The organism is Shewanella intestini (genome assembly GCF_018221465.1).
In the GTDB taxonomy this organism is placed as follows: Bacteria; Pseudomonadota; Gammaproteobacteria; order Enterobacterales; family Shewanellaceae; genus Shewanella; species Shewanella intestini.
The window spans coordinates 49,388-75,470 of record NZ_JAAIKR010000007.1; the positions used below are offsets into that span (position 1 = coordinate 49,388).

A 26,083-nucleotide genomic window follows, 5' to 3' on the forward strand; every position below is an offset into this window, starting at 1 on the left:
TCATTCCATTGACAGTTCTTTTAATTTACGGGTTAAGGTATTTCGACCCCAGCCTAAACGTTTAGCCGCTTCTTGCTTATGCCCTTGTGTATGTTTAAGCGCGGTTTCCAATAAAATGCGTTCAAATGCGGGCTGAATTTCAGTGAGCAAATCAGACTCTCCTGCAGAGAGTTTTTCATCTACCAGCGCAGCAAGAGCTGCTTGCCAATTATCGTTTTCAATGTGGGCAGCACTGTTTTTAACGGGATCTTGAGTGAGTTCCAGCGGCAAATCTTGCGGCAATATTTCTTGCCCTGATGCCATGACTGTTAACCAGCGGCAGGTATTTTCTAACTGCCTTACATTGCCTGGCCAAGCTAATTGCGACAATTTAACGGCGGTTTCTTTGGTTAATATTTTAGGTTCAACCCCAATTTCTTGTGCGGCAGAATTTAAGAAATGATTGGCAAGTTGGGCAATGTCTTCACGGCGTTGTGATAATGGCGGCAAGTGCACCCGAATCACATTTAAACGATGAAACAAATCTTCCCGAAAAGACCCTTTTTGAACCAACACTTCTAAGTTTTGGTGGGTTGCGGCAATAATCCTTACATCGACTTGAACAGCTTGATGACCACCAACACGATAGAATTGCCCATCGGCTAATACACGTAACAACCGTGTTTGCACATCCAGTGGCATATCGCCTATTTCATCTAAAAACAGGGTGCCGCCGTTGGCTTGTTCAAATCGGCCTTGCCTAACGCCAGCTGCGCCAGTAAATGCGCCTTTTTCATGGCCAAATAACTCTGATTCAATTAAGTCTTTAGGAATGGCAGCCATATTTAGAGCAATAAAAGATTTATCTTTGCGTGGACTGTGTTTATGGAGTGCGCCAGCAACCAATTCTTTACCTGTTCCGGATTGACCATTAATAAGGACACTAATCGATGAGCGCGATAAGCGACCAATGGCACGAAACACCTCTTGCATAGCTGGTGCTTCGCCAATTATTTCGGGTGTTTTAACCTCTGTTTCGTTTAAGTCTGCCTCTAAAACTGGGCTTTGTTCGCTAGCGTGGGTAATTGCTCGTTCAACTAAAGCAATGGCTTCATCAATATCAAAAGGTTTGGGTAGATATTCAAACGCCCCAGCTTGATAAGCGCTTACGGCGCTATCTAAGTCTGAATGGGCAGTCATAATAATGACCGGTATGTGTGGATAATGCGTTTGAAGGCGTTCGAGCAATGTTAAGCCATCTGTTCCTGGCATTCGTATGTCAGACACAATAACTTGCGGTTGTGATGACTCCAGAGCTTGCCAAAGCGATTCGGCAGCAGCAAAGCTCGCGGTGGTGATTTTAGCGCCTTTTAAGGCTTTTTCTAACACCCAACGAATGGAGCTGTCGTCATCGAGGATCCAAACTTTTTCACTTATATTCATGTTATTTCCTCACACGGCTTTCATCGTGATAGTGCATTTATTGGGTATTTTTACGACTGTAGGGGTAATGTAATTGTAAATTCTGTTTGCCCTGGGGCAGAGTTGCAGTCAACTCGGCCTCCATGTAGCCGGGCAATGTTATGAGCAATAGACAGCCCTAAACCAGACCCTTCTTCTCTACCTGTCACCATTGGATAAAACAGGGTGTCCATTAGTTCTGGGGCGATACCCGGGCCGTTATCAATGATGGATACGGCAAGCACTAATCGATAACGCTTACTGCCAATGGTTACTTGATGTTGGGTGCGGGTTTTGATGACAATGTCACCGCCTAGCATTTCTAATGCTTGAATGGCATTTTGTACGATGTTTAAGACCGCTTGCTGCATTTGATCCGGGTCCATTTCGTTATCAGGAATGGATGGGTCATAGTCCCGAGTTAAAGTGATATTTCTAGGTAATGTAAACTCGACTAGGGTGATGACTTTTTGCAGCACTTGATGGATATTATGTTGTGCGTGCTCAGTGGGCCTTTGCGGCCCAAGTAGGCGGTCAACAAGGCTGCGTAATCTATCTGCTTGCTCAATAATTAAACTCGTGAATTCTTTTAAATCAGGCGAACTGAGTTCGCGTGACAATAGCTGTGCAGCACCGCGTAATCCCCCCAGAGGGTTTTTTATTTCATGGGCTAAGTTTCGCACTAAAAATTGTGCAGCTTGTTGCTGGGCATCCATATTCAGTTGTTGATGAATACGCCGCTGTTGATCAACTTGACGTAACTCTAATAAGCTTAATTGTTGCTGATTTTCTAACGGGATCAGCGTGATATCAATGGTGTGGTTTTGACCGTCTTGGGTGACTAATGATGTGGTGTTCACGGTAAGGCTTTGACTGTCAATGACTGCATCGATCAGGATTTGGCTCTCAACACCCATGAAGTGATACTGCTCCGGTAAAGGCAGTTCTAATAATTTATGATGACTGATACCAAGCAGTTGTTCTGCAGCAGCATTAGCAAAACATGGCCTTAATTGCCTGTCGATAACAAGTACGGCGGTAACTAAGTGGTTGAGTAGATTGTTGGTATCCATTGGTCATCCAAAGTGAGGGTTGCGACTTAACTGCACCACTATGGTGCACCAAGTTGGTGCATTACGCAACCAACTTGATCGGCTTCACTTAGGATTAATCAATCTGTATATATTGTATTAACTGTTTGTTTTTAAGTTGATTAATTTTTTATGTTAGATAAATAACTAACATCTTACAGTGAGGCTCGATGAAGAAAAATCGTTCTTGGAGAACTAGATGCAAGGACTTTGCCGTTTTGGGTCACGACATTCACCACGATGGTGTGTTCCCCCCGATCGACATTGCTTAGCGTGAACATGCTAGATGCCTGAGGTTGTACCTTAATTTGTCCGTTTAAAAGCAAAGTATAAAAGGCGCCTTGCGGTAATCTGGGGCTGATACTGGCCGATACTTTAATTGTGCCGGTATTACTGCGTATTGTTGCCTCTTCACTCGGGCTGAGGATCGCCACGCTATAGTTGATATTACTGTTGGTTTGGTTGGAATTGTTATTGAGTAATTTTGGCGGATTAATTGAGATGGTGTTTTGGGTGTTTTTATTGAGCTCCATTTCAGAAGCATTGGATTGTGGTTCGTCTGAGTAGTGTACTTTGCCATTTTCGTCTACCCAGCGATAAACGGCAGCAAAACTGCTAAAACTCAAGGTAAGCAGGGTGATTAGAATGATGAGCCGCATGTTGATCCCTTGTAATATTATCATTTGGTTATACTAGTCTTTTCTGTGATAAAAATCAGCCTTGCATATAAAGTCGCCTTTATTTGTCATATCGAGCGTGTGTAATGAATATTTAAGGTATAAAAAAACCCGCCTAAGCGGGTTTTTCTCATCATTTAAAATGATTAAGAACCACGGTTGTGACGCTTACGTTCGTTTTCAGTTAAGTAACGCTTACGAACACGGATGTTTTCCGGTGTTACTTCTACTAATTCATCATCATCGATGAATTCAAGCGCTTGCTCAAGTGTCATTTCGATGTGTGGAGTCAGTACTTGTGCTTCATCAGTACCTGATGCACGCATGTTTGTAAGTTGCTTACCTTTCAAACAGTTAACGGTTAAGTCATTTGCACGAGCGTGTAAACCAACGACTTGACCTTCATATACTTCAGCGGCATGACCAATAAATAGGCGACCACGTTCTTGAAGGTTAAATAATGCGAAAGTCAGTGCTTTACCTGTTGCGTTAGAAATCAACACACCGCGAGCACGTTGACCAATATCACCGCCTTTCACTGGACCGTAATGGTCGAATGAATGGTAGATAAGACCTGTACCAGAAGTTGCAGTCATGAATTCAGTTTGGAAACCGATTAAGCCACGGCTAGGGATAACGAAGTCGATACGTACACGACCTTTACCATCTAGCTGCATGTCACGCATGTCACCTTTACGTGTACCTAATTTTTCAATTACCGCACCTTGATGTTCTTCTTCAACGTCAACAGTTAGCGTTTCGTATGGTTCGCACATTTCGCCATCGATTTCTTTTTCGATAACTTCTGGACGAGATACAGCTAGCTCGTAGCCTTCACGACGCATGTTTTCAATCAAGATTGAAAGGTGAAGCTCACCACGACCTGATACACGGAAACGATCTGGTGAATCAGTTTCTTCAACACGTAATGCAACGTTATGTACTAATTCTTGCTCAAGACGCTCGAGGATATTACGTGAGGTTACGTATTTACCTTCTTTACCAGCGAAAGGAGAAGTGTTGACTTGGAAAGTCATTGTTAATGTAGGTTCATCAACAGACAATGCAGGAAGCGCTTCTACTGTTGTTGGAGCACAGATAGTGTCTGAAATTTGTAGTTGACCAAGACCGGTAATCGCTACAATATCACCAGCATTAGCTTCTTCAACTTCATGACGTTCAAGGCCCATGTAACCTAAAACTTGACCCATTTTTCCGTTACGAGTTTTGCCATCAGCGCCAAGAACAGTCACCTGTTGATTAGTTTTAATGCTACCACGCTTAATGCGACCAATACCGATAACACCGACATATGAGTTGTAATCGATTTGAGAAATTTGCATTTGGAAATCACCTTCAGCATCAGCATCTGGTGAAGAAACTTTTTCAACAATTGTTTGGAAAAGTGGTGTCATGTCTTCGCTTGTTTCATCAGGATCTAAAGAAGCAAAACCATTTAATGCTGAAGCATATACGATAGGGAAATCCAACTGTTCATCAGTTGCACCTAGGTTATCGAATAAATCAAATACTTGGTCGATAACCCAGTCAGGGCGTGCGCCAGGACGGTCAATCTTGTTAATCACAACGATTGGTTTAAGACCTTGAGCGAATGCTTTTTTAGTTACAAAGCGAGTTTGTGGCATTGGACCATCAACTGCGTCAACTAAGAGTAAAACAGAATCGACCATAGAAAGAACACGTTCTACTTCACCACCGAAATCGGCGTGGCCTGGAGTATCTACGATGTTAATACGGTAGTCGTTCCATTTGATGGCAGTGTTTTTAGCCAGAATGGTGATACCACGTTCTTTCTCAAGATCATTAGAATCCATTACACGTTCTGCGGCTTCGCCTCGGCTTTCAAGGGTGCCTGACTGAGCCAATAGCTTGTCTACCAAGGTCGTTTTGCCATGGTCAACGTGAGCAATAATGGCGATGTTACGTAAATTCTCTAACACGGATAAAACCTCTAATACCATCAAATAAAAAATAGGACTTTATAAAAACTAAATGAGTATAGTCTCTATAAAAAAGCGTGCCATTCTACTCCAGCGAGGCTTCAGTAGATAGGATTATTTTTGAACACTTCGTTTTTTATACTAAATAAACAATAAATAGCGGTTTATGCTGAAATAACCACCATTGTCGACATCTAAGGTGACAGCGTGATGAATGTTAAAAATTTAATTAAAACAGCGCTGCACCCAAATGGACATTTGCACCATCAAGGAGCATAGTGGTGCACTGAATTTGTGCAAAGCAGCCTTGCAGCAACAAGTAATTATTTTTAAATTGTTTAATTTCATTAACTTGTGATGTTGGCATGATCCTCGCTTTGTTAGAGCAAATTCGGAATAAGACCAATTTTATTTAGTCTGACGAACACAAGATTATTTTAAGGGACAACCCTTACCCTACCGGAGGCTTACGAATGTCAGTTGCATCAATATTAAAACAAATTGAAGAACTAGAAGTTAAGTTTGTTGATTTACGTTTTACCGATACCAAAGGTAAAGAGCAGCACGTTTCAATTCCATCTCACCAAGTAGACGAAGATTTCTTTGAAGATGGTAAAATGTTTGATGGTTCATCTATCAACGGTTGGAAAGGCATTAACGAATCTGACATGGTATTAATGCCAGATGCATCTTCATTTCTTTTAGATCCTTTCACTGAACACGTTACTGGTTTAATTCGTTGTGACATTCTAGAACCTGCAACAATGACAGGTTATGACCGTGACCCACGTTCAATTGCGAAAAAAGCAGAAGAATACTTAAAGTCTACAGGTATTGCTGACACAGTATTAATTGGTCCAGAGCCAGAATTCTTCTTATTTGATGATGTTAAGTTCGGTACTGACATGTCAGGCACCTTTGTTAAAATTGACGACAAAGAAGCCGCTTGGAACTCAGGCACTAGCTATGAAGAAGGTAACACCGGTCACCGTCCTTTCGTTAAAGGTGGTTATTTCCCTGTTGCACCAGTCGATTCTTCACAAGACATTCGTAGTGCAATGTGTTTAATTCTTGAAGAATTAGGACAAGTTGTTGAAGCGCATCACCATGAAGTTGCAACAGCGGGTCAAAACGAAATCGCAACTCGTTTCAATACGCTTTCAAACAAAGCAGATGAAATTCAAATCATGAAGTATGTTGTTCATAATACAGCTCATGCATTTGGTAAAACAGCAACCTTTATGCCTAAACCAATTGTTGGTGATAACGGCAGCGGTATGCATGTTCACCAATCTTTAGCTAAAGATGGTGTTAACTTATTCTCTGGTGACAAATACGCAGGTTTAAGTGAATTAGCGCTTTACTACATCGGTGGTATCATCAAGCACGCTCGTGCTTTGAACGCATTCACTAACCCAAGTACTAACTCGTACAAGCGTCTTGTGCCTCATTTTGAAGCGCCAGTTATGCTTGCTTACTCAGCGCGTAACCGCAGTGCTTCAATCCGTATCCCAGTGGTACCAAGCCCTAAAGCACGTCGTATTGAAACACGTTTCCCAGATCCAACTGCTAACCCATACTTAGCGTTCTCTGCACTATTAATGGCTGGTCTTGACGGTATCCAAAACAAGATCCACCCTGGTGATGCAATGGACAAAGATTTGTATGACTTACCAGCAGAAGAAGCCGCTGAGATCCCTCAAGTTGCGACTTCATTGGAAAATGCACTTGAATGTCTAGCTGCAGATAATGAATTCTTAACTAAAGGTGATGTATTTACTAAAGACTTTATTGAGTCTTATATCACCCTTAAAACTGATGAGTGTGAGCAAGTTTCTCGCACCACTCATCCAATGGAATTCCAATTATACTACAGCCTATAATGTAGTGATTAATTAGCAGCTTACTGCTCATTAACATTAAGCCCTGACAGTCATGTTGGGGCTTTTTTTATTGCCTTATTTGCTAACGTTCTTGCAAGCCAAAAGCCAAAAGCCAAAAGCCAATTAGTCAGCAATATCTCTTTTACGCATAGCGTTATTGTATGCCTTTAGTTGCTAGTTATTAATCTCGGCGGTCAATAAATAAAGCTAAGCATTTGTAAGTTATGCACTTAATGATGTTTTAGTCGATAAGTAGGCTATGTTGATTTTGAGGTAATAAAAAACCGCTAAAGCAAGCTTTAACGGTTTAAGTTATTTAGTTACGCGACAGTAAATGCATTATGAAGATGAGCTTTCCATTGCTTCAATAAATTGATTTGATTCAGTAATAGACTTGTTCATTTCAGTGATAAGGCTTGAAATATCCGTTTTAAGGATAGCAAACTCACCTTTAATTGCGCCAATGGCTTGCGCGTTAAGGTTATGCTTTAGATACAGCATATTGTCTTTCATTGCCGTTAATATGGGTGGCATTTTTGATTCTGCGCGGCGCATACTTTTTACCAATGAACGGTAAGAGCGCTGAGTTTGAGTTAATTTTTCTGTGCTATTACGGCGTAAACTAGCTTTACTGATTTGTTGGATTTCAGTTTCCCACTCATCAAACAATGCTTCGGCAACACTTTCAACTTTGTCGATTCGGTTAGAAACATCATCTGCAGCTGCCTGAGCTGACTCGTATTCGTCTTTGGCATTATTGTATGCGGTTTCTAGGTCACCGCCATCAAACGCTAATAGCGCCTGCATTTCAGCAAGTGCAGAACTAAATTGTTGTTGCGCTTCTTCTTGAGACTCTTTTGCATCCTGAACACGGTCAACCATGATATCGCGTTTGTGATAACCGACTTTTTCCATTGCGCCGTAATAGGCACTTTGACAACCGCTAAGCACAAGCACACCGCTAAGTACGGTTAGTGAAATCCATTTTTTCATTGTGAGTTCCTATTTGTTTACAATTGACTAGTCGGTTTGAATTTTGCGGCGTCAATTACGCTCCATAAATGGAATAGTGCCGCAATAATAAAGGGGACGATTAACGCCCAGAAAAAATAACCAACAACAGTGACGCAAAAAAAGATAATCGCAATAAAAATGCGACCTTGTAATAATTGTCCTAACCCGGGCCAAAATACACTTGCTAATGCTGCAAGGATATTACCGGCAGAACCTTGTTGTGACATGAATCTACTCCCTTAAATCGTGCAAATTATGTTATAACATTGTACGAAGTTGCACCGTGAATACCAATGGTTTTTCACTTCTTAGATAAAACAAAGGATGACTATGGCCTTTAAATTTGATGTGGCCGCTTACCAGCATGTTGGTAAAAGATTTTGGCAGTTTTTAATGTATTTAAAGCAAAGATTAAAAGACGATCAAATTAATATTCGTGCTGGGCACTTAGCTTATGTGACATTACTGTCTCTTGTGCCAATGGTGGCAGTCACCATGTCGATGCTTTCTGCTTTCCCAGTATTTAAAGGCATTAGGGGGAGAATAGAAGATTTTATTTATAACAATTTCTTACCTGCTGCGGGCGATACAGTGCAAGTGTATATTAACGAGTTTGTTGGTAATGCCTCTAAGGGCACTTTTGTGGGGATTATCGCCCTGGGTGTGGTTGCGATTTTATTGATATCTGCCATTGATAAAGGGCTCAATAATATCTGGCGGGTAACAGAAAAACGCCCATATGTGGTGTCATTTTCAATGTATTGGATGGTATTGACCCTAGGTCCAGTTTTAGTGGGTGCCAGTTTGGTCGCAACGTCATATGTGGTGTCATTGCAATTTTTCAGTGGCTCAGACTTATCTGGGTTTGTTACTTGGTTGGTTGAGCGGCTACCAATGTTGTTCTCTGTGGCATCTATTTTGCTGCTTTATACTGTTGTCCCTAATAAAAAGGTTTATTTTTCGCATGCGCTTTTAGGCGCTATTGTTGCTGCGGTGTTGTTTGAAGCAGGCAAAAAAGGCTTTGCTTTTTATGTGACGCAATTCCCCAGTTATGAAGCCATTTATGGCGCATTAGCCGTCATCCCAATTTTATTTGTGTGGGTGTATTTGTCTTGGTTAATTGTGCTCTTTGGTGCCGAAATAACTGCGTCCATTCCCGAGTATTTAGCGATTGCTGAACAAAAACAAAAGGGCGTTACTGCTCAGGTGGCATCGCCTTTTGCGATTCCTGATACCGCCCATACCGCCCAAAATATCTCAGCAACAGTAGAGGCTAACTCAATGTCAAAAAAACAGGGTTCATAAGGGCGTTGAGGTAATTATGCTGCAAAGTCAAAGCCTTGAAGTCTAGGTAAAAGGAAGTGATTTAGGTTGTTAATCTATATCACGCAAGTTAGGCGGATTCGACCGTCATTTATAAGGAATAATAATGAAAAAGTGCTTACTGGTTATTTGCATGTTAGGTCTAACGGCTTGTGCAACAACGAACAATGAATCTATTACTGATAGTCAAACCCAAGTGGTGCCTACTGCGATTGATATGACTGGGATGGATAATGAACAAGCAGCAAATCAGCTGTATTTGTCATTACTTAAAGCCAACTATTTAGTTGAAAAAGTAGGGAGTAATCGGGTTGCGATTCAATTTGGTGAGCAACAATTTGTGCTTCAAGCAAACATGAATGATAAAGGCATTGATAGAATTTTAGCCAATCGCTATTTCGCGGTGCATCCACAACTTCATGGTAGTAAAGATTTGTTATTGACCATTGGTCAGCTTAATCAAAAACTCAACTTTGCTAAATTTTTGATCCGTGAAAACGGCGCTATTATTCAAGTTCAAAGTGCAGCTACGTTCGTGCAAAAGATTGATCTCGAAGAATTACGCCGTTTCATGCTTTGGACCGATGAAGGTTTGCGTCAAGTTGGGCGTTCTTTCCCCAAAAATACCGAAGAATTAATTAAGCCTTTACCTTTGATGCAACACCCACAAGGAATTTAAGAGGAATACTTTGATAGCTTTAATACAACGAGTAAAGCAAGCCAGTGTCACTGTGGCAGTTGGCACGGCTTTAGATGGTACTCATCAGCAAGACATTGCTACAACTGCAACAATTGGCAGTATTAATACTGGGTTATTGGTGCTGCTTGGCGTTGAAGCGTGTGACGATGAACAAAGCATGCAAAAGCTGGCGGCTAAAGTCATTAAGTATCGTATTTTTAGCGATGAAAATGGCAAAATGAATTTGAATGTACAGCAGGTTAACGGCAAGCTATTGGTTGTGTCACAATTCACTTTAGCGGCTGATACTCAGCGAGGATTACGCCCAAGTTTTTCAAAAGCCGCGGCGCCAGATAAGGCCCAAGTCTTGTATGAAGCATTTGTGCAAGAGTGCAATAATTTAGGGGTGCAAACTGAATCAGGAAGCTTTGGTGCAGATATGCAGGTGGCGTTAGTTAATGATGGGCCTGTGACGTTTAATTTGACGGTTTAAGGTGACTTATGGCTGCTCAACTTTTACAACAGTTGCAACAGACTTGGTATGACACAATACCGCTAAGCCAGTTTATGCAGGTTAAGCCTATCAGTTTTATTGATAAGCAATTATGCGTGACTGCGCCACTGAGTCCGAATATTAATCTCCATCAAACGATGTTTGCTGGCAGTATTTATACCTTAATGACATTAACCGGATGGGGCTTGGTCTGGCTTACCTTGCAGAAGAAAAACATTATTGGCGATATTGTCCTTGCCGATGCAAGCATTAAATACCATCAACCAGTGTCAGAAGATGCCATTGCTAAGGTGAGTTGGCCATTAGATACACAAGTTGATGCGCTAGGACGCGGTAAACGCATTAGGGTTAATTTAAATGTTGAGCTTATCTGCAAAGGCAAGGTATGCGTGAGCTTTACTGGTCGATATGTTTGTTTGCCAAAGGCAAGTTAACTTAGGTTGATAAAAACTGCATACAGCTGATTATAAAAAACAAAGCCACTGTAAAAGTGGCTTTATTTTTTTATGGATTAACGCTTTTTATTATGCGTTATTAGCAAGTGGGTCTTTGCTAGGGGCGAACGACAAACCATTAGTTATTTGGCATTTGTTGACGTAATACACGAATGGCATGTTGAATTTTTTTGGTGTTTTCAGGACCCATTCTTATCATTAATTTTTGTGCATTTGGTAATGCTTCAAGTTGTGGGTCAACAAATTGGTAGTTAACGCTGATGGTTGACAATTCAATTGGATCTTCAATGATAGGCGCGTTTAATATTTGACTAAATGCTTGCTGCATACGCTCATCAAAATTAATGCTGTTACCATAGCCTAGTTCTTCAAATGCTTCTTTAAACAAGGGTTTTGTTTGTTCATAAGTCGCAACTAATGCTTTTGGGCTAAGTTCACTGATAAAGTTGGCATAAATGTCATAACGGCGGTATCCATCTGGATTTAGATACGTTTTGTTGGTGACATCGCTGACGACAAATTGTCTTTCAGGGGCTTTTAAAGGACTCGCTTTGCGGATCAATTCGCCTTGGGCTAGGTTATCAACAAACACCACAAATTGTCGCGCAATGTCTTTTTTAATGACAAGTGGCTGTATATCCATGCCATCAGCAACTGCTGTGGTTTTTTGAACTAAATAATCATCAGAGGCATTGAGTAGTGGTAATGGTTCTGGTGTTGATTGCGCCGTTTCTGGTTCTGTTGCAGGTATCACTGGTGCGACATCAACGTCAGGTTGCTCGGGAATAACTTCTTCAATAGGTTGTTGCTCTATTGGTTTTTCTGGAGCCATTGCGGGTAATTGTACAGGTGCAATTTCTATTGGCTGAGGTTGTGAGTCTAGTTTATTGGCAAAATAAAAATAAGCCGCAATAAGTGCGATTACAATTGCTGCAATAATCAGTGCAAGGTTATTGCCTGTGTTTGATGACGGCACTGGTGTCGCTCGGTCATCTTGGTTGGCTTGCATACGACTTCCTTTTAATTTTATGACACTTTTGTCAAAGGGGACTCTACTTATTCTGCAACTTTACTGGTGCTTGTCTAGAGGTAAGCAAAGTTAATTAATAATATATAATCTCGATCACTTTCTGGGCAGTTATTCCCGCTAAATGATTATGCTTGAACAAATTGTTCTTTATCGCCAAGCCAGCGCTGGATTAATGCATCGACGTGTTCTGGCACTTGTTGATTAACATGGACGGCCAGTTTTTGAATATTAGGTATTAAATGTTGATCTCGTACCAAATCAGCAATTTTTAACTCGGCTAAACCTGTTTGGCGTGTGCCTAACACTTCACCTGGACCTCGAATTTCGAGATCTTTTTGTGCAATGACAAAGCCATCATTACTGTCGCGTAGAACGCCTAAACGTTTAGTTGCAGTTTGTGAAAGTGGTGCTTTATACATTAATACACAATGACTGGCGACACTGCCACGCCCAACACGGCCACGAAGCTGATGTAATTGCGCTAACCCCAAGCGTTCAGGGTTCTCGATGACCATTAAGCTGGCATTAGGAACATCAACGCCAACTTCAATAACAGTGGTAGCAACCAATAAGTGTAGTTCGCCAGCTTTAAATTGAGCCATTATTTGCTGCTTTTCGGCGCTTTTCATGCGCCCATGAACTAAGCCTATTTTTAATTCAGGCAAAGCAATAATGAGTTCTTGTGCGGTGTCTTCTGCGGCTTGGCACTCAAGGGCTTCAGACTCCTCAATTAAGGTGCATACCCAGTAAGTTTGTCTGTTGCCTTCAAGAGCGGCTTTTCTCACTCGATCAATTACTTGCTGTCGTCTTGTGTCAGGTAGCGCTACTGTTGATACGGGGGTGCGTCCTGGTGGAAGCTCGTCAATAATCGAGGTGTCTAAGTCAGCATATGCTGTCATGGCCAATGTCCTTGGGATTGGCGTTGCAGTCATAATAAGTTGATGCGGATGAAATCCTTGTTTAATGCCTTTTTCGCGCAACTCTAGACGTTGATGTACTCCAAAGCGGTGTTGTTCATCAATAATTATTAGCGCCAATTTGGTAAATTGAACTTGCTCTTGGAAAATGGCATGGGTCCCTACAATCATTTGTGCTGTACCATCAGCGATATTAGCTAATGACTCGGCTCTGGCTTTGCCTTTTAATTTTCCAGCTAACCAACCTACCTTTATATTCAGCGGTTCAAACCAATCTTTAAAGTTATTGGCGTGTTGTTCGGCCAATAATTCTGTTGGGGCCATTAATGCCACTTGATGACCATTTTCTATGGCTTTGAGGGCGGCTAATGCTGCCACCAGTGTTTTACCTGAACCGACATCACCTTGTACTAAACGCATCATGGGATGGGACTGGTTTAAGTCGATATTTATCTCGCCTACTACCCTATTTTGAGCTGCAGTAGGTTGAAAAGGCAGTGCGCTAAGAAATGGTTTAATGAGTTGTTGGGTGCCAGCAATCGCAGTTGCATTATCTTTATGACCGCGGGCACGAAGTTTTAGCATGCTTAAATTATGGGCTAGCAATTCTTCTTGGACAAGGCGTTGTTGTGCCGGGTGAGAGCCTTGCTCAAACAATATTGGGTTGGTGTCGCTTGGTGGGCGATGAACCAGAGTTAATGCTTGCTGCAAACTTAAATTGTTCGGGTGCAAGTGGCTCGGTAGCAGTTCTGTCAGGCCACCTTGTGCCAATAACGCTAATGCTTCATTGGTTAATTTAATCCAACTCGCTTGCTTTAAGCCTTCGGTTGTTGGATAGATTGGTGTGAGCGTTTCGCTTAATGGTGCACTGTCACCAGCTTGAATTATTTTGTATTCAGGATGAATAATTTCAGCTTGGTGCTTACCTCTGCGTATTTCACCGTAGGCGCGAATCATGGCGCCATTTTCCATGGCGTGGCGCTGTGACATGGAAAAATTAAAGAAACGCAGTGTGAGTGTACCGCTGTTGTCTCGGACGGTGCAAGTGAGGATTCGCCGGCGACCGGGCATAATCTGGGTCGATTGAATCTCACCTTCAATGGTGCCGTAACCGCCATATTGTAATGCGGCAATGGGGTAAATCTGAGTGCGGTCTTCGTATCTTAATGGTAAGTGGAATAAGATATCTTGCACGGTTTTTATGCCGAGTTTATTTAAGCGTTCAGCCATTTTTTTGGCAACACCTTTTAACTCGGTTATTGGCATGAGAGCAAGCTGCAACAATTACTTATATCCGATTACTGTAAATATATACATGTGTTTTTATCTTATCAGAGATTTATTGATTGGCAAGGTTTACAAAAAGGAATTTATCTCGGCAGGATGTTGCTTATAAACAATCATTGTATAAAGGTGTTGCACGAATAGTTTGTGAATTAAGCTATGTGGTAAGTGCGGTAATGGATGTTAAAGGGATGAGCTGTTTTGTGCCGATGAGCATCGAGGTTGCGTTAAAAATAGAAATTGAACATACCGCGTGAACGCATTAAGCGGTATGTTCAATTAGACAGAAAGAGGCGATTAAATTTCGTCTTCCCAGACGACTTTAGCACCGCGAATACCTTCAGCTTTGCCATTAAATTGCTTTTCTAGAACATGACGTTTAATTTTTAACGTAGGGGTTAATATGTCATTTTCTACTGTCCAAGCATCATTGGTGACAATCATTGCATCAACATGTTCATGTGACTCAAGGTTAGGGTTCACACTATCAAGCGTTGCTTTTAACGATGCTCTGACTTCTTCACGTGGTTGTTTCGATGCGCCTTCTGATAACTGTACTAATGCCGCAGGGTGAGGTAAACCAGAGCCAATAACACAAATTAACTCTAAATGAGTGTCTTGAGCTAATCTGCGTTCAATGGGCACTGGCGCAACATATTTACCTTTAGAGGTTTTGAAGTTGTCTTTTACTCGGCCAGTAATACTGATGAAGCCGTCTTCGTCAATCTCGCATAAGTCACCGGTAAAGAAGAAACCTTCTTCATCAAAGGCAGCTGCAGTTGCTTCTTCTTGCAAGTAATAACCTTGCATTAAGCCTGGGCTTTTTATTAACAATTCACCTTCATCTGTGCGGCGTACTTGGCAGCCTTCAATTGCTCGACCTACCGTGCCTATTTTGGCGGAGTTAAATGGATAGTTAATAATTGAGTAAGCACAGTTTTCAGTCATTCCCCATGCTTCACTGATATTTAAGCCAATTTTTCGATACCATTCTAGTAACGTTGCTGGCACCGGTGCACTGCCTGACCCAAGAAGTCGGCAATGCTCTAAGCCTAGTCCTTGATGAATTTTGCGCTTTACAATGCTGCTGATGATTGGGATTTTTAATAATAGGTTTAACTTGCTCTCGCCAATTTTGTTGACAATGTTTAAGTGGAACAAGGTCCATAAACGAGGTACGGAGAAGAATACTGTTGGGCGACAACGTTGTACGTCCTCAACAAAGCTATCAAGGCTTTCAACAAAAGCCACACTTGAACCAGAATAAAAAGAAGATCCTTCCATCGCAACACGTTCAGTAATATGGGCTAAAGGCAGGTAAGATAATAGGCGTTCTTGAGTATCGGTTTTTAAGTCACGCACGACGGCGTTACATGTCCATGCATAAGCGGCAAATGTTTGAATGGCACCTTTAGGTTTGCCTGTTGAACCTGAGGTATAAATTAAGGTCATTACTTGCTCAGGACTTGGGGTTGGCGAATCAACTAACGGTGGCGCTAAGTTTAGTAGCTGCTCCCAAGAATATTGACTTGGCATGGTGTCGTAAGGCATTGCAATACGCAATAAGTCGCCGCCGACGCCAGATTCTTGTTCTGCCCAATGATCAAGTTTGCCTGAAAAAATAGCTTTACAGCCACTGTGTTCGATGACATAGCGAATGGTGTCAGCATTGGCGGTAGGGTAAATAGGAACACTAATATAACCGCCGTGCATCAGTGCTAAATCGGTGATAAACCATTCAGCACAGTTTTTAGACAAAATGGCGACTTTATCACCGGGCGTTAACCCAAGGTGACGAAGTGCACCAGCTATTTGGTATACTTGTTGTTGGACTTCCTTCCAAGTAAATTCGACGTATTTGCCATTAATTGGCTGGCGAAGATAAACGTTATCTCCTTGTGTCTCTACCCAATGAGACAGCATTTCTATTGGGTTTTTAATCACGTTTTCCATCGACAATTCCATGTTATTTATAGTTATTTATCGGAGTATGGCTAAAATTAGTATGATTAATTTTGTGATCTGTCGCAAACTTTAATCTTAACTAAATATGACATAGCTCACACTAACTTAACAGGTTGTACGTTAGATGCCAGTCTATTTTTGAGCAAAAACTCTACACTTTGCTGTTGATTAAGCGCAAAAAAGGCGCAACGGGCGCCTTTTATTGGTGATGGGCATTAAGTTGGAGAGTTTTATAGCTCCATTACGCCGTCCATTTCAACCAATGAGTCTTTAGGGAGCTGTTTAACACCTATAGCAGCACGCGCGGGATAAGGTTGGGTAAAGTAACGACTCATGATTTCATTAACGGTGGTGAAGTGCGATAAATCGATTAAGAAGATATTGAGTTTAACGATATCTTCTAAGCTACCGCCAGCAGCTTCACACACCGCTTTTAGGTTTTCGAATACTTGAACAACTTGTTGGTCAAAATTGTCACTTACCATCGTCATTGTACTTGGAACTAACGGGATTTGACCTGAAAGGTAAACCGTATTATTTACGCGTACGGCTTGTGAATAAGTACCAATAGCTTGAGGTGCTTTGTCGGTTGCAATAATTATTTTCTGCGCCATGTTTTTCTCTCTTAAATTCGATAGGGATGGTGACAGCGTGACGACCAATATACATTTAGCGACGAACTCTCATGTACGAAGGTCGTCGCTAAATATTGATTATATTATCTATTTCTTGAGGTGCGCAAGACTTCCGGTAATACTCGAATTCGGCGCATAACATTGGCTAAGTGGACGCGATCTTTTACTGAAATACGCAGGTTGATGAGGTAGATCCTGCCGTCGCGCTCTTCGGTACTAATGTTGTTGATGTTTGAGTCAGCAGAGGCAATGATTGAAGTGATTTTTGCCAATGCTCCTTGGTGGTTTACAATTTCAACTCGTAAGTTGGCATGGTATTCAAGCCCTTCAACATTATCCCATTGAACCGAAATATATTTGTCAGGTTCGCCTTGGTAACCGCGAATATTGGCACAATTTTCCATGTGTACAACAAGACCTTTGCCCGGACTCACATGAGCGATAACGGCATCACCAGGAATAGGACGACAACAATTGGCATAAGTTACCAACATACCTTCAGCGCCTCTAATAGGCATAACCTTAGTGTCTTTATCGTCGTTAGATTGTAAGTCTTGGCCTAATAAACGTTGAGCAATAACAATACTCATTGCATTACCTAAACCAATATCAGCAAGTAATGAATTTAAATCATCATGCTTGGTATCTTGTATTACACGTTCAATCTGTTCGGCTGGAAGATCATCAAGATCTTTATCACCTAAAGCATGATTGAGTAAGCGTTTACCTAAACCAACCGCGTTGTCGCCTTTTAAGCTTTTAAGCACTTGGCGAATTTTGCCACGGGCTTTGCCTGTTACGACAAAGTTTAGCCAAGCGGCATTGGGTCTTGCCCCTTTTGCAGTAATAATTTCAACTGTTTGCCCTGAAATTAGCGGCTGGCTTAATGGATAAGCTTGACGGTTAACTCGTGCCCCCACGCATGTGTTACCCACATCGGTATGCACTTCATAAGCAAAATCAACAGGAGTGGCATTGACTGGTAGTTCTAAAATACGTCCTTCAGGTGTGAAAACGTATATTTCGTCAGGGAAGAGTTCTGTCTTAACGTTTTCAACAAACTCAAATGAACTACTGGCACTTTGTTGCAGTTCCAATAAACTTTGCATCCATTTATGGGCGCGAACTTGAGTGGTTGATTGTTGTGACGCGTCAGTACTGCTTTTATACATCCAGTGGGCAGCAACCCCTTTGTCGGCCATGTGGTCCATTTCCTCGGTGCGTATTTGCACTTCAACAGGAACAGCATGAGGGCCAAATAAAGAGGTATGTAATGATTGATAACCATTGGCTTTAGGGATAGCAATATAGTCTTTAAACCTACCTGGATGGGGCTTGTAAAGGCCATGCATAGTACCTAATACTCGATAACAAGTATCAATGGTATCGACGATCACTCTGAAGGCATAGATATCCATGACTTCTTGAAATTGCAGCTCTTTACTCTTCATTTTACGATAAATAGAGTAAAGGTTTTTCTCTCGACCTTTTACTGTGCCCTTAATGCCTGTATCTTCAAGTCGTGTTTCAATTGCATTTTCAATGCTGTTGATTAACTCTTTTCGATTGCCTCTGGCTGCTTTTACAACTTCTTTAATTACCCGATGACGCATTGGATAATAGGCTTGAAAGCCTAAGTCTTCTAGTTCAGTTTTAATATTATGAATACCAAGGCGATTGGCAATTGGTGCATAAATTTCGAGGGTTTCACGGGCAATACGGCGACGTTTGTCAGGACGAAGCGCCCCGAGCGTCCGCATATTATGGGTTCGGTCGGCGAGTTTGATTAAAATAACGCGGATGTCTTGCGTCATTGCCATCATCATTTTGCGAAAGTTTTCTGCTTGTGCTTCTTTCTTATCGCGAAATTTAATTTTGTCTAGCTTGGAGACTCCCTCGACTAACTCAGCTACGGTTACGCCAAATAGCTCAGCTAACTCTTCTTGAGTCACGGGAGTGTCTTCAATGGTGTCGTGCAGCAATGCTGCCATTAGCGTCTCATAATCAAGACGCATGTCCGCTAAGATACGGGCAACGGCAACAGGGTGGGTTATATAAGGTTCACCACTTGTGCGCATTTGGCCTTCATGGGCGTCTCGCGCAACCTTGTAGGCCTGCTTGAGTAATTCTAATTGCGCCGGTTCTAAATAACTGGACGCAGACTCCTTTAGACCTTCAAACAGATACAAGTGGTGCTACTCCTTAGATTGTACGACCTTCAGCGATGGCAGCAACGGCTGCAATCTCTGCTGCTTCACGTTCACGCACAGTTTGACGTTCGTCAGCATCTAGGGTGTTAGATGTTACTAAGCCTAGTTCGATTTCGCGAAGGGCGATAACCGTTGGCTTATCGTTCATCTCTTCAACCATTGGGTCTTTACCTTGAACGGCGATTTGGCGTGCACGACGCGCTGCAACCAAGATCATGTCAAAACGGTTGCCGATTTGTTCTACGGCGTCTTCTACAGTTACGCGTGCCATATCTTAAAACTCCAGTTATTTCTTATAGTGAAAAAATGACGCAAAATTGTACACTAAGGCGTTTATTCTGCCAATAGATCAACAATCATATCATTTTGTGCATGGCTCTGACTAGCACAGGTTAGTCGTTGACTGGCGATGATCGTCTCAAATTGGGTTAATGCTGTGTCGAAATCGTCATTAATGATGAGGAAATCATATTGATTGTAGTGAGACATTTCAGATACGGCCTGTGCCATACGTTTGTTAATGACTTCTTGAGCATCTTGTCCGCGGCCTGTTAATCTACGCGCTAATTCTGTTCTTGATGGCGGTAAAATAAATATGCTGATGGCTTCGGGCATAATTTTTTTAACTTGTTCACCACCTTGCCAATCGATGTCTAAAAAGACATCAACACCTTTTGCAAGTGTTTGTTCAATAACGTGTTTAGAAGTACCGTAGTAATTGCCAAAAACTTCTGCCCATTCAAAAAATGCGTTATCGGCAATGAGTGTTTTAAATTCTTCGGTTGCCACAAAATGATAATGAACCCCATTTTCTTCACCCGGACGAGGCGGTCTAGTGGTGTGAGACACCGAAACTTGCTTGTCTTGAGGGTTATTTTTGAGGAGTGCCGAAATTAAAGATGATTTACCGGCGCCGCTGGGTGCTGAGACTATGAATAGGTTTCCACGAGCGTTCATATTTTTTGCAACTTTCAATAAATTAAAGATAGGCATTGATTATAGTCACTTCATATAGGTTAAGGCTATACAAACTCTCGATTGTCAGCTGCAGGCCACTGGATTGATAAACAGATAATAATTATGTGTTAAAACTACATTTCTAGACTATGACACTGGTGTTGTGGGCATGATGTTGTGTAGGCTTTGCGATTACTCAGCTTTTACTTCGCCTAGTTGTTAAACGGTGCCATGTAGCATCGAATGTATTGAAATTTTACTCGCTGTAAGGGAACTAAAAACATGTTGTTTTCAACATTATTCTGCCTTAAAGGTTTTGACACTGCTTGGCGGTTTGTCGCTATAAATATCACCATGTTGATACTGACATTGTTAAGTAGTGCCATTTTTTATCAAAATGGATTTAGTTTGGTTGTCGCTTTCGGGTTTGCAACCATTGCTGCATGTGCAAACTATCGACGCTTAAAGGCAATTAAAGGTTTTAAACCGAGTATGGTCGTGTCACCTTTATTATTAATTTTTATTGCATTAATACCGTTGTTAGGCATTTCATTTTGGTTCGGTGGGGTATTTTTCCTTTTATTTGTCGTGTTTGTGGCACTGATTGGCGTTAAACCAAGTAAAATAAATGTGCACGGTTTTGTGCAAGGTTATTACGGCCCCAAACTTGCTGAACAAGAAAAAGTGCAAAATAGGCAGCAAAGACAAGACCCTTTTATTAGTGCTAATGATCAATCTAACGAGCCGCAGGCGTCATTGCTTGACGGAAATACTCAAGCAGCTAAGCCATTGGATACTGATTTTTCTGCCGAACCGTTATTTGAAACATCATCTGCACAACAATCGCAATTTGAAAGTGAGCCTTATTCCAATAACTATTCTGCGTTTCAAACGCCATCATTTACTAAGCAAAAGCAGAAAGTAGGGTTGTGGTGTCGTGACCATAAGCGGTTGTTGCTCACCATCATTACGATGGTAATTGCAGTTGTGATATTAACTGTAATTGGCTATGTTGCTTCACAGTTAGGGAGTAAAAGCGCTACCAATAACGGCCAGAATGTAATTGAAAAAGAAGTGCAACCAGTAGCCATTAAGCGGATTTCAGTAAAAGTACCTGATGGTTTTTGGGTAGTAAAAGAGGCCGATATTTTAATTATTCGCTGGCTGGGAGATGAAGGTCAGGCGCATAACTTATGGAAATTAGCGACAGCAAAAGGTGAGTCGGCTTGTCAACAGATGACGTTTAATAACCAAAATGTTTATAGACCATTAACCGTCGATTTAATGAGTGATTCAGGTATTGAAGCTCGTTTTTCACCTTTAGATAATCGTGCCATTGTTACTGATATTGCCATGCGCGGCAGCTTTACTTTATGTGGTTACAAATTCAATTTAAAAGGCAGTCAAGCGGCGTTAATGAGCCTGCCTGAGTTTGCAAAAGAGCTATAAATGATTGGGAGTCATAGTGACGAAAAATATCAGAACCCGCACAAAACATGGCAGCGGGGTGATTAAATAATGGAGTTTATTCGCCAACAGGTTTTACCCATGTATGGCCTTGCTGATGCAACACTGTCTCCGTTGGGAAATGGTCATATTAATCGTACTTTTTTAGTCCAAACAGACAATCGTTCGATAGTACTACAAAACATCAATACCCAAGTATTTAAGCAACCTGAAGTACTAATAGCGAACGCATTAAGTGTTGCGGGTCATTTAGTCAGAAAAAAAGCTAATAATGACTATCGATTAGACGTGATCAAGCCGATATTAACTGTTAGTGGACAAGCTTTTTTAGACTTTAAAGAGCAAGGCTTTTGGCGTGCGATTAGCTTTTTGCCAAACAGTCAAACTATTGAAGTTGTTGAAAATCAATCGGAAGCGATTATGGCGGCGAGTGCATTTGGACATTTTGCTGCGGCGTTAAGTGATTTATCACCTGAATTAATTGACGATGTTATTCCTAACTTCCTTGACTTACCTGCTCGTATTAATCAATTAAAGCAAGCTGTTAGTGACAATAAAGCGAATCGATTAACTGAATGCCAATCTTGGATTGAGTTGATTTTACAACAAGCAGAATTGGTAACTGAAATACAAGACTTAGAAACTAAACTGCCTCTGCGTATTTGTCATAACGACACCAAAATCAATAACATGCTGTTTAATACTCAAGATATGTCGAGTATGGCTGTGATCGATTTAGATACATGTATGCAAGGTTATCTGATGTATGACTTTGGAGACATGGTACGAGCTTTTTGCTCTCCTGAAGCAGAAGACTCGGCGGCATTGGAAAATGTCATCGCGCGCCCAGAAATAATCCAAGCCGCTGCCAAAACCTATATTAAAGAACTCGATGGCGTAATTACACCACTTGAAAAGCACAGCCTATGGGTAGGATTAAAGGCGATGGCGCTAATGCTTGGATGCCGGTTTTTAACCGATTTTATTAATGGTGATGTGTATTTTGCGACGCATCGACCTAATCATAATTTAGATCGAGCTGCTAACCAACTAACTATTTTTACTTCTTTATTGGAACAAGAAACTCATTTAAAAGTATTTTTTGAGTAATGATATGAGAATTGAGCAATTTAAATGGTTGTTATTTGATGCTGATGAAACCTTGTTTCGTTTTGATGCTTTTGCCGGCTTACAGCGTATGTTTACAAGCTATAACGTGCAGTTTACTGAGGCTGATTTTCAGCAATATCAACTGCTTAATAAACCATTATGGGCTAAATACCAAGATGGAGAAGTAGACGCTGTTACTCTTCAACACCAAAGGTTTACTGTTTGGGCAGATAAGCTTGCTTGCACAACACAAGAGCTAAATGAAGGTTTTCTTAGTGCGATGGCAGATATCTGCCAACCATTACCCGGAGCTGTTGAGTTACTTGATGCCGTGAGCCCTTATGTTTCAATGGGGATCATTACCAATGGCTTTACTCAATTACAGCAAACAAGGCTAAATAAAACAGGTCTAAATAAATACTTTAAACATGTAGTGGTGTCTGAAGAGGTGGGGGTGGCAAAGCCTAATATTGCTATTTTTGAATATGCGCGTGAGTTATTGGGAAATGCTTCGCCACAAGAAATAATGATGATTGGTGACAACCTAGTTTCAGATATCCAAGGTGGTATTAATGCTGGTATGAAAACGTGTTGGTTAAATCATCAAAATGCAGTAAATGGCAATATTAATCCTACATTTCAAGTTAATCATTTAGCGCAATTACAACAATGGTTATTTAGTCCAAGAAAATAAGCACCGTTGATATTAAAAAGGGTGTTTAATTTAAATGAGGTTATTATTTTTAATAATAACCTCATTTAATAAGTCGCTTATTCTAGCTCAATTAATTTATTGAAATAAATCTTCATCAGAATTATCAATAAATATCTCGTCTGTTTCAGGTGCCTCATTTGTATATTCTGTCGGTTGAGTACCATCAACAAAATATTCAAACGAAGTGGTGTAGTCTGTTTTACGGGTAAGCTTGCCTGTTGTGAGATCAATCCTTGCACTAACAATTCCTTGCGGCGGAATGGATGGATATTCTTTAGTGCCTTTTAGTGCTTCATTAATGAAGTGATTCCAGCCTGGTCCTGCGGTTTTAGCGCCGGCTTCAGCACCCGATATTTGTCCTTCAGGTCCGTCTGCAAGCCAACCAGTACGTCCTAGCTGGCGGTTATGGTCGTCAAATCCTACCCAAAATGTAGAGGTGATTGTCGGATTAAAACCACTAAACCAAGTGTCACGTGATTCATTAGTTGTCCCCGTTTTACCTGCTATATCGTGACGTTTAATTAAACGAGCCGCACGCCAAGCTGTTCCATTCCAACCAGTGCCTTTGCTCCAATTACCCCCACCCCAAATAACACTTTTTAACGCTTGTGTAATTAGAAAGGCGGTCTGCTCAGTAATGACTTGCGGGGCAATATTTGTCTCATCAGCCTGACAAAAATGACTTGTTTGTGATGACTCAGCTTGTTCAGTTGTTGTATCAACAAGGTGAGAAGAATCAGATTCAATTGCCGATAATTCTTGTGACATTGCAGCAAAAGGATCATTGCTATCGACTGTTGGTGACGTAGCCGTTGGTTCAGGGTTAGGCTTACAAGCAATCGTTGGTGAGGCTTTCTCAATCACATTTCCGTAGGAATCAGTTATCGATGAAATATAATAAGGATCAACAAGGTAGCCGCCATTTGCGAAGGTATTAAATGCACGAGCGACTTGTAATGGCGTGACAGATGGTGAGCCTAAAGCTAATGATTCATTACGTGGTAAGTCGTCTTCTTCAAAACCGAAGCGTGTGAGACCTTTGATAGTGTCGTTTATGCCAACATAGCGCAATGTTCTTACTGACATAACATTGATAGATTGTGCCAAACCTACTCGTAAGCGAGTTGGACCGCCATAAACATCAGGTGAGTTTTTAGGCCGCCAAGCAGTGCCTTGTCGTGTGTCTGGTTTATTAATCGGGGCATTATTAATGAGCGTTGCTAGTGTATAGCCTTTTTCAATTGCGCCTGCATAAATAAACGGCTTGATATTAGAGCCTAATTGACGTTTTGCTTGGGTGATGCGGTTAAATTGGCTTTGATTAAAGCTAAAGCCACCGACTAGGGTTTCAATTGCACCGTCATGGGGATTTAATGAAACCGTTGCGCTTGATACCTGTGGTATTTGGGATAATTGCCACTCTTTGCCATTATTTCTAACCCAAGTTTGTTCACCAATATTCAATATTTCGCTAGCCTGTTTAGGTGGTCTACCTTGGCGTGTATCTGAAATGTACTTTCTTGCCCACTTTAAACCAGACCACGGAACGGTAATTAAATCGCCATTTTTGGTGATAAAATCAGCTGATTTTTCATGTACAGCGACAACGGCTGCAGGGGTAATGCCTTGAATGACCGGGCTATCTTTAAGTGCGGATTTAATTTGTTCCGATGTGAATGGTTTGTCGGTCCATAACACTTGTTTTGCACCACGGTATCCATGGCGTTGGTCATAAGCAAAGACATTGTTACGCAACGCTTTTTGAGCTTTACGTTGTAGGTCCGATGAAATCGTTGTGTAGACATTGTAACCATTGGTATACGCCGCTTCTTTGCCGTACTTTTGGATCATGTAATCACGGGCCATTTCAGAAATATAAGGGGCGTATAGGTCAATTTCTGCACCGTGATATCTAGCAGTAATAGGGGCCTGTTTGGCCTGCTCATATTGCGCTTGAGTGATGTTGCGCTTTTCAAGCATTCTGCTTAATACCCAATTACGGCGAGTCATTGCGCGCCTTTGATTACGAATGGGATTAGCTGCAGATGGGGCTTGAGGAAGGCCTGCTATCATTGCCATTTCAGGCAAGGTTAATTGTTTTAGTTCTTTTCCGTAATAAACTTGTGCTGCTGCGCCAACACCATAAGCACGATTGCCTAAGAATGAACGGTTTAAATAGAGTGTTAGAATTTCTTGTTTTGTTAATGCTTTTTCAATTTTTAATGCTAAAAAGATTTCTTTTATTTTACGAATGTAAGTTTTTTCGTTAGATAAAAAGAAACCGCGTGCTACTTGCTGGGTAATTGTACTTGCTCCTTGGCTTTTTTTACCTGTTGTGATTAAGATAACAGCAGCTCGTATGATACCAATTGGATCAATACCGTGATGTTCAAAAAAACGAGCGTCTTCAGTATCTAATACCGCATTGATCAGTTGCTTGGGAACATCCTCGTATTCAATCGGTACCCGGCGTTTTTCTCCAAATTGGGAAATCAATAATCCATCTTGGCTGTAGATTCTAAGAGGTGTTTGTAACTTAACCGTTTTAAGCGTGTTCACGTCAGGTAGTTCAGGTAATACATAGTAGTAAGCTGCAGCGATCGCCCCTATACCGAGTAATGTAAGGCTAAAAAATGCAATAAGAAGACGTTTAAACCATTTCACGTGAAAATCCTAAAAACTTAAATAAGGGCAATAGTATATAAGCGTGATAGTTTTAGTTGAAGTAAAAACATGTATACTTGAAATAGTATTTG

At 41.3% G+C, this 26,083-nt stretch carries 22 protein-coding genes; 8 read left to right on the top strand and 14 right to left on the bottom strand.

Annotation, left to right across the window (positions count from 1 at the left end):
• The 4 genes from glnG to typA form a co-directional block, all read right to left on the bottom strand.
• Entirely contained in the window at window positions 1–1,422 is a 1,422-nt protein-coding gene (gene glnG / locus G3R48_RS08900; protein ID WP_153664518.1) for a nitrogen regulation protein NR(I), read from the bottom strand.
• Between the two features lie 50 nt (window positions 1,423–1,472).
• Window positions 1,473–2,513, bottom strand: coding sequence for a nitrogen regulation protein NR(II) (gene glnL / locus G3R48_RS08905; RefSeq protein ID WP_153664520.1), 1,041 nt, complete (start codon window positions 2,511–2,513; stop codon window positions 1,473–1,475).
• Between the two features lie 173 nt (window positions 2,514–2,686).
• Window positions 2,687–3,190 (bottom strand): DUF4124 domain-containing protein, encoded by a 504-nt coding sequence (locus G3R48_RS08910; RefSeq protein ID WP_153664522.1) that lies wholly within the window; start codon window positions 3,188–3,190, stop codon window positions 2,687–2,689.
• 164 nt (window positions 3,191–3,354) lie between these two features.
• Window positions 3,355–5,169 (bottom strand): translational GTPase TypA, encoded by a 1,815-nt coding sequence (typA, locus tag G3R48_RS08915; protein ID WP_212593290.1) that lies wholly within the window; start codon window positions 5,167–5,169, stop codon window positions 3,355–3,357.
• 473 nt (window positions 5,170–5,642) lie between these two features.
• Between typA and glnA the strand changes: the two genes are divergently transcribed.
• Window positions 5,643–7,052, top strand: a complete 1,410-nt coding sequence (gene glnA / locus G3R48_RS08920) for a glutamate--ammonia ligase (RefSeq protein ID WP_153664526.1) — start codon at window positions 5,643–5,645, stop codon at window positions 7,050–7,052.
• A 339-nt stretch (window positions 7,053–7,391) separates the two neighbouring features.
• Here the strand turns inward: glnA and G3R48_RS08925 are convergent, their stop codons facing one another.
• Entirely contained in the window at window positions 7,392–8,045 is a 654-nt protein-coding gene (locus tag G3R48_RS08925; protein WP_153664528.1) for a DUF2959 domain-containing protein, read from the bottom strand.
• Window positions 8,046–8,062: 17 nt separating this feature from the next.
• Window positions 8,063–8,293, bottom strand: a complete 231-nt coding sequence (locus G3R48_RS08930; protein WP_153664530.1) for a hypothetical protein — start codon at window positions 8,291–8,293, stop codon at window positions 8,063–8,065.
• Between the two features lie 103 nt (window positions 8,294–8,396).
• Here G3R48_RS08930 and G3R48_RS08935 point away from each other — a divergent pair, with 103 nt between their 5' ends.
• The 4 genes from G3R48_RS08935 (at window position 8,397) to G3R48_RS08950 (ending at window position 11,016) form a co-directional block, all read left to right on the top strand.
• The gene (locus G3R48_RS08935; RefSeq protein WP_153664532.1) at window positions 8,397–9,371 is read left to right on the top strand and encodes a virulence factor BrkB family protein; all 975 of its coding nucleotides are present in this window, start codon (window positions 8,397–8,399) and stop codon (window positions 9,369–9,371) included.
• Between the two features lie 124 nt (window positions 9,372–9,495).
• A complete protein-coding gene (locus tag G3R48_RS08940) occupies window positions 9,496–10,068 on the top strand; it encodes a hypothetical protein (protein WP_153664534.1) in 573 nt (190 codons plus the stop codon).
• Window positions 10,069–10,078: 10 nt separating this feature from the next.
• Window positions 10,079–10,561, top strand: coding sequence for a D-aminoacyl-tRNA deacylase (gene dtd, locus G3R48_RS08945; protein WP_153664536.1), 483 nt, complete (start codon window positions 10,079–10,081; stop codon window positions 10,559–10,561).
• A gap of 8 nt (window positions 10,562–10,569) precedes the next feature.
• Complete coding sequence (locus G3R48_RS08950; protein ID WP_153664538.1) at window positions 10,570–11,016, top strand: thioesterase domain-containing protein; 447 nt, start codon at window positions 10,570–10,572, stop codon at window positions 11,014–11,016.
• Window positions 11,017–11,155: 139 nt separating this feature from the next.
• On the opposite strand, the gene G3R48_RS08955 is transcribed toward G3R48_RS08950, so the two are convergent.
• The 7 genes from G3R48_RS08955 to gmk all read right to left on the bottom strand — a co-directional run bounded on the left by G3R48_RS08955 (window position 11,156) and on the right by gmk (window position 20,035).
• On the bottom strand, window positions 11,156–12,046 hold the full coding sequence (locus G3R48_RS08955; RefSeq protein ID WP_153664540.1) for a DUF3014 domain-containing protein: 891 nt from the start codon (window positions 12,044–12,046) through the stop codon (window positions 11,156–11,158).
• 146 nt (window positions 12,047–12,192) lie between these two features.
• Window positions 12,193–14,250, bottom strand: coding sequence for an ATP-dependent DNA helicase RecG (recG, locus tag G3R48_RS08960; RefSeq protein WP_380714211.1), 2,058 nt, complete (start codon window positions 14,248–14,250; stop codon window positions 12,193–12,195).
• A gap of 315 nt (window positions 14,251–14,565) precedes the next feature.
• On the bottom strand, window positions 14,566–16,221 hold the full coding sequence (locus G3R48_RS08965) for an AMP-binding protein (protein ID WP_153664544.1): 1,656 nt from the start codon (window positions 16,219–16,221) through the stop codon (window positions 14,566–14,568).
• Window positions 16,222–16,463: 242 nt separating this feature from the next.
• Window positions 16,464–16,847 carry a RidA family protein gene (locus G3R48_RS08970; RefSeq protein WP_153664546.1) on the bottom strand — a complete coding sequence of 128 codons (384 nt, stop codon included), beginning with the start codon at window positions 16,845–16,847 and terminating at the stop codon, window positions 16,464–16,466.
• Between the two features lie 104 nt (window positions 16,848–16,951).
• Window positions 16,952–19,057, bottom strand: coding sequence for a bifunctional GTP diphosphokinase/guanosine-3',5'-bis pyrophosphate 3'-pyrophosphohydrolase (spoT, locus tag G3R48_RS08975; RefSeq protein WP_153664548.1), 2,106 nt, complete (start codon window positions 19,055–19,057; stop codon window positions 16,952–16,954).
• Between the two features lie 13 nt (window positions 19,058–19,070).
• Entirely contained in the window at window positions 19,071–19,349 is a 279-nt protein-coding gene (gene rpoZ, locus G3R48_RS08980; protein ID WP_153664550.1) for a DNA-directed RNA polymerase subunit omega, read from the bottom strand.
• Between the two features lie 62 nt (window positions 19,350–19,411).
• On the bottom strand, window positions 19,412–20,035 hold the full coding sequence (gene gmk, locus G3R48_RS08985; RefSeq protein WP_153664552.1) for a guanylate kinase: 624 nt from the start codon (window positions 20,033–20,035) through the stop codon (window positions 19,412–19,414).
• A gap of 282 nt (window positions 20,036–20,317) precedes the next feature.
• Here gmk and G3R48_RS08990 point away from each other — a divergent pair, with 282 nt between their 5' ends.
• The 3 genes from G3R48_RS08990 (at window position 20,318) to yjjG (ending at window position 23,306) form a co-directional block, all read left to right on the top strand.
• Complete coding sequence (locus G3R48_RS08990) at window positions 20,318–21,484, top strand: hypothetical protein (RefSeq protein ID WP_153664554.1); 1,167 nt, start codon at window positions 20,318–20,320, stop codon at window positions 21,482–21,484.
• A 66-nt stretch (window positions 21,485–21,550) separates the two neighbouring features.
• Window positions 21,551–22,612: a phosphotransferase enzyme family protein gene (locus G3R48_RS08995; RefSeq protein ID WP_212593297.1), complete on the top strand. Its 1,062-nt coding sequence runs from the start codon at window positions 21,551–21,553 to the stop codon at window positions 22,610–22,612.
• A 4-nt stretch (window positions 22,613–22,616) separates the two neighbouring features.
• The gene (gene yjjG / locus G3R48_RS09000) at window positions 22,617–23,306 is read left to right on the top strand and encodes a pyrimidine 5'-nucleotidase (RefSeq protein ID WP_153664558.1); all 690 of its coding nucleotides are present in this window, start codon (window positions 22,617–22,619) and stop codon (window positions 23,304–23,306) included.
• Window positions 23,307–23,402: 96 nt separating this feature from the next.
• Here the strand turns inward: yjjG and G3R48_RS09005 are convergent, their stop codons facing one another.
• A complete protein-coding gene (locus tag G3R48_RS09005; protein ID WP_212593291.1) occupies window positions 23,403–25,991 on the bottom strand; it encodes a penicillin-binding protein 1A in 2,589 nt (862 codons plus the stop codon).
• Window positions 25,992–26,083 lie beyond the last annotated feature (92 nt).

Bases quoted from the DNA above. Each gene is read 5' to 3' on its own strand.
- glnG (WP_153664518.1), bottom strand. From the start codon at position 1,422: ATGAATATAAGTGAAAAAGTTTGGATCCTCGATGACGACAGCTCCATT.
- glnL (WP_153664520.1), bottom strand. From the start codon at position 2,513: ATGGATACCAACAATCTACTCAACCACTTAGTTACCGCCGTACTTGTT.
- G3R48_RS08910 (WP_153664522.1), bottom strand. From the start codon at position 3,190: ATGCGGCTCATCATTCTAATCACCCTGCTTACCTTGAGTTTTAGCAGT.
- glnA (WP_153664526.1), top strand. From the start codon at position 5,643: ATGTCAGTTGCATCAATATTAAAACAAATTGAAGAACTAGAAGTTAAG.
- G3R48_RS08925 (WP_153664528.1), bottom strand. From the start codon at position 8,045: ATGAAAAAATGGATTTCACTAACCGTACTTAGCGGTGTGCTTGTGCTT.
- G3R48_RS08930 (WP_153664530.1), bottom strand. From the start codon at position 8,293: ATGTCACAACAAGGTTCTGCCGGTAATATCCTTGCAGCATTAGCAAGT.
- G3R48_RS08935 (WP_153664532.1), top strand. From the start codon at position 8,397: ATGGCCTTTAAATTTGATGTGGCCGCTTACCAGCATGTTGGTAAAAGA.
- G3R48_RS08940 (WP_153664534.1), top strand. From the start codon at position 9,496: ATGAAAAAGTGCTTACTGGTTATTTGCATGTTAGGTCTAACGGCTTGT.
- G3R48_RS08950 (WP_153664538.1), top strand. From the start codon at position 10,570: ATGGCTGCTCAACTTTTACAACAGTTGCAACAGACTTGGTATGACACA.
- G3R48_RS08955 (WP_153664540.1), bottom strand. From the start codon at position 12,046: ATGCAAGCCAACCAAGATGACCGAGCGACACCAGTGCCGTCATCAAAC.
- recG (WP_380714211.1), bottom strand. From the start codon at position 14,250: ATGCCAATAACCGAGTTAAAAGGTGTTGCCAAAAAAATGGCTGAACGC.
- G3R48_RS08965 (WP_153664544.1), bottom strand. From the start codon at position 16,221: ATGGAAAACGTGATTAAAAACCCAATAGAAATGCTGTCTCATTGGGTA.
- G3R48_RS08970 (WP_153664546.1), bottom strand. From the start codon at position 16,847: ATGGCGCAGAAAATAATTATTGCAACCGACAAAGCACCTCAAGCTATT.
- rpoZ (WP_153664550.1), bottom strand. From the start codon at position 19,349: ATGGCACGCGTAACTGTAGAAGACGCCGTAGAACAAATCGGCAACCGT.
- gmk (WP_153664552.1), bottom strand. From the start codon at position 20,035: ATGAACGCTCGTGGAAACCTATTCATAGTCTCAGCACCCAGCGGCGCC.
- G3R48_RS08990 (WP_153664554.1), top strand. From the start codon at position 20,318: ATGTTGTTTTCAACATTATTCTGCCTTAAAGGTTTTGACACTGCTTGG.
- yjjG (WP_153664558.1), top strand. From the start codon at position 22,617: ATGAGAATTGAGCAATTTAAATGGTTGTTATTTGATGCTGATGAAACC.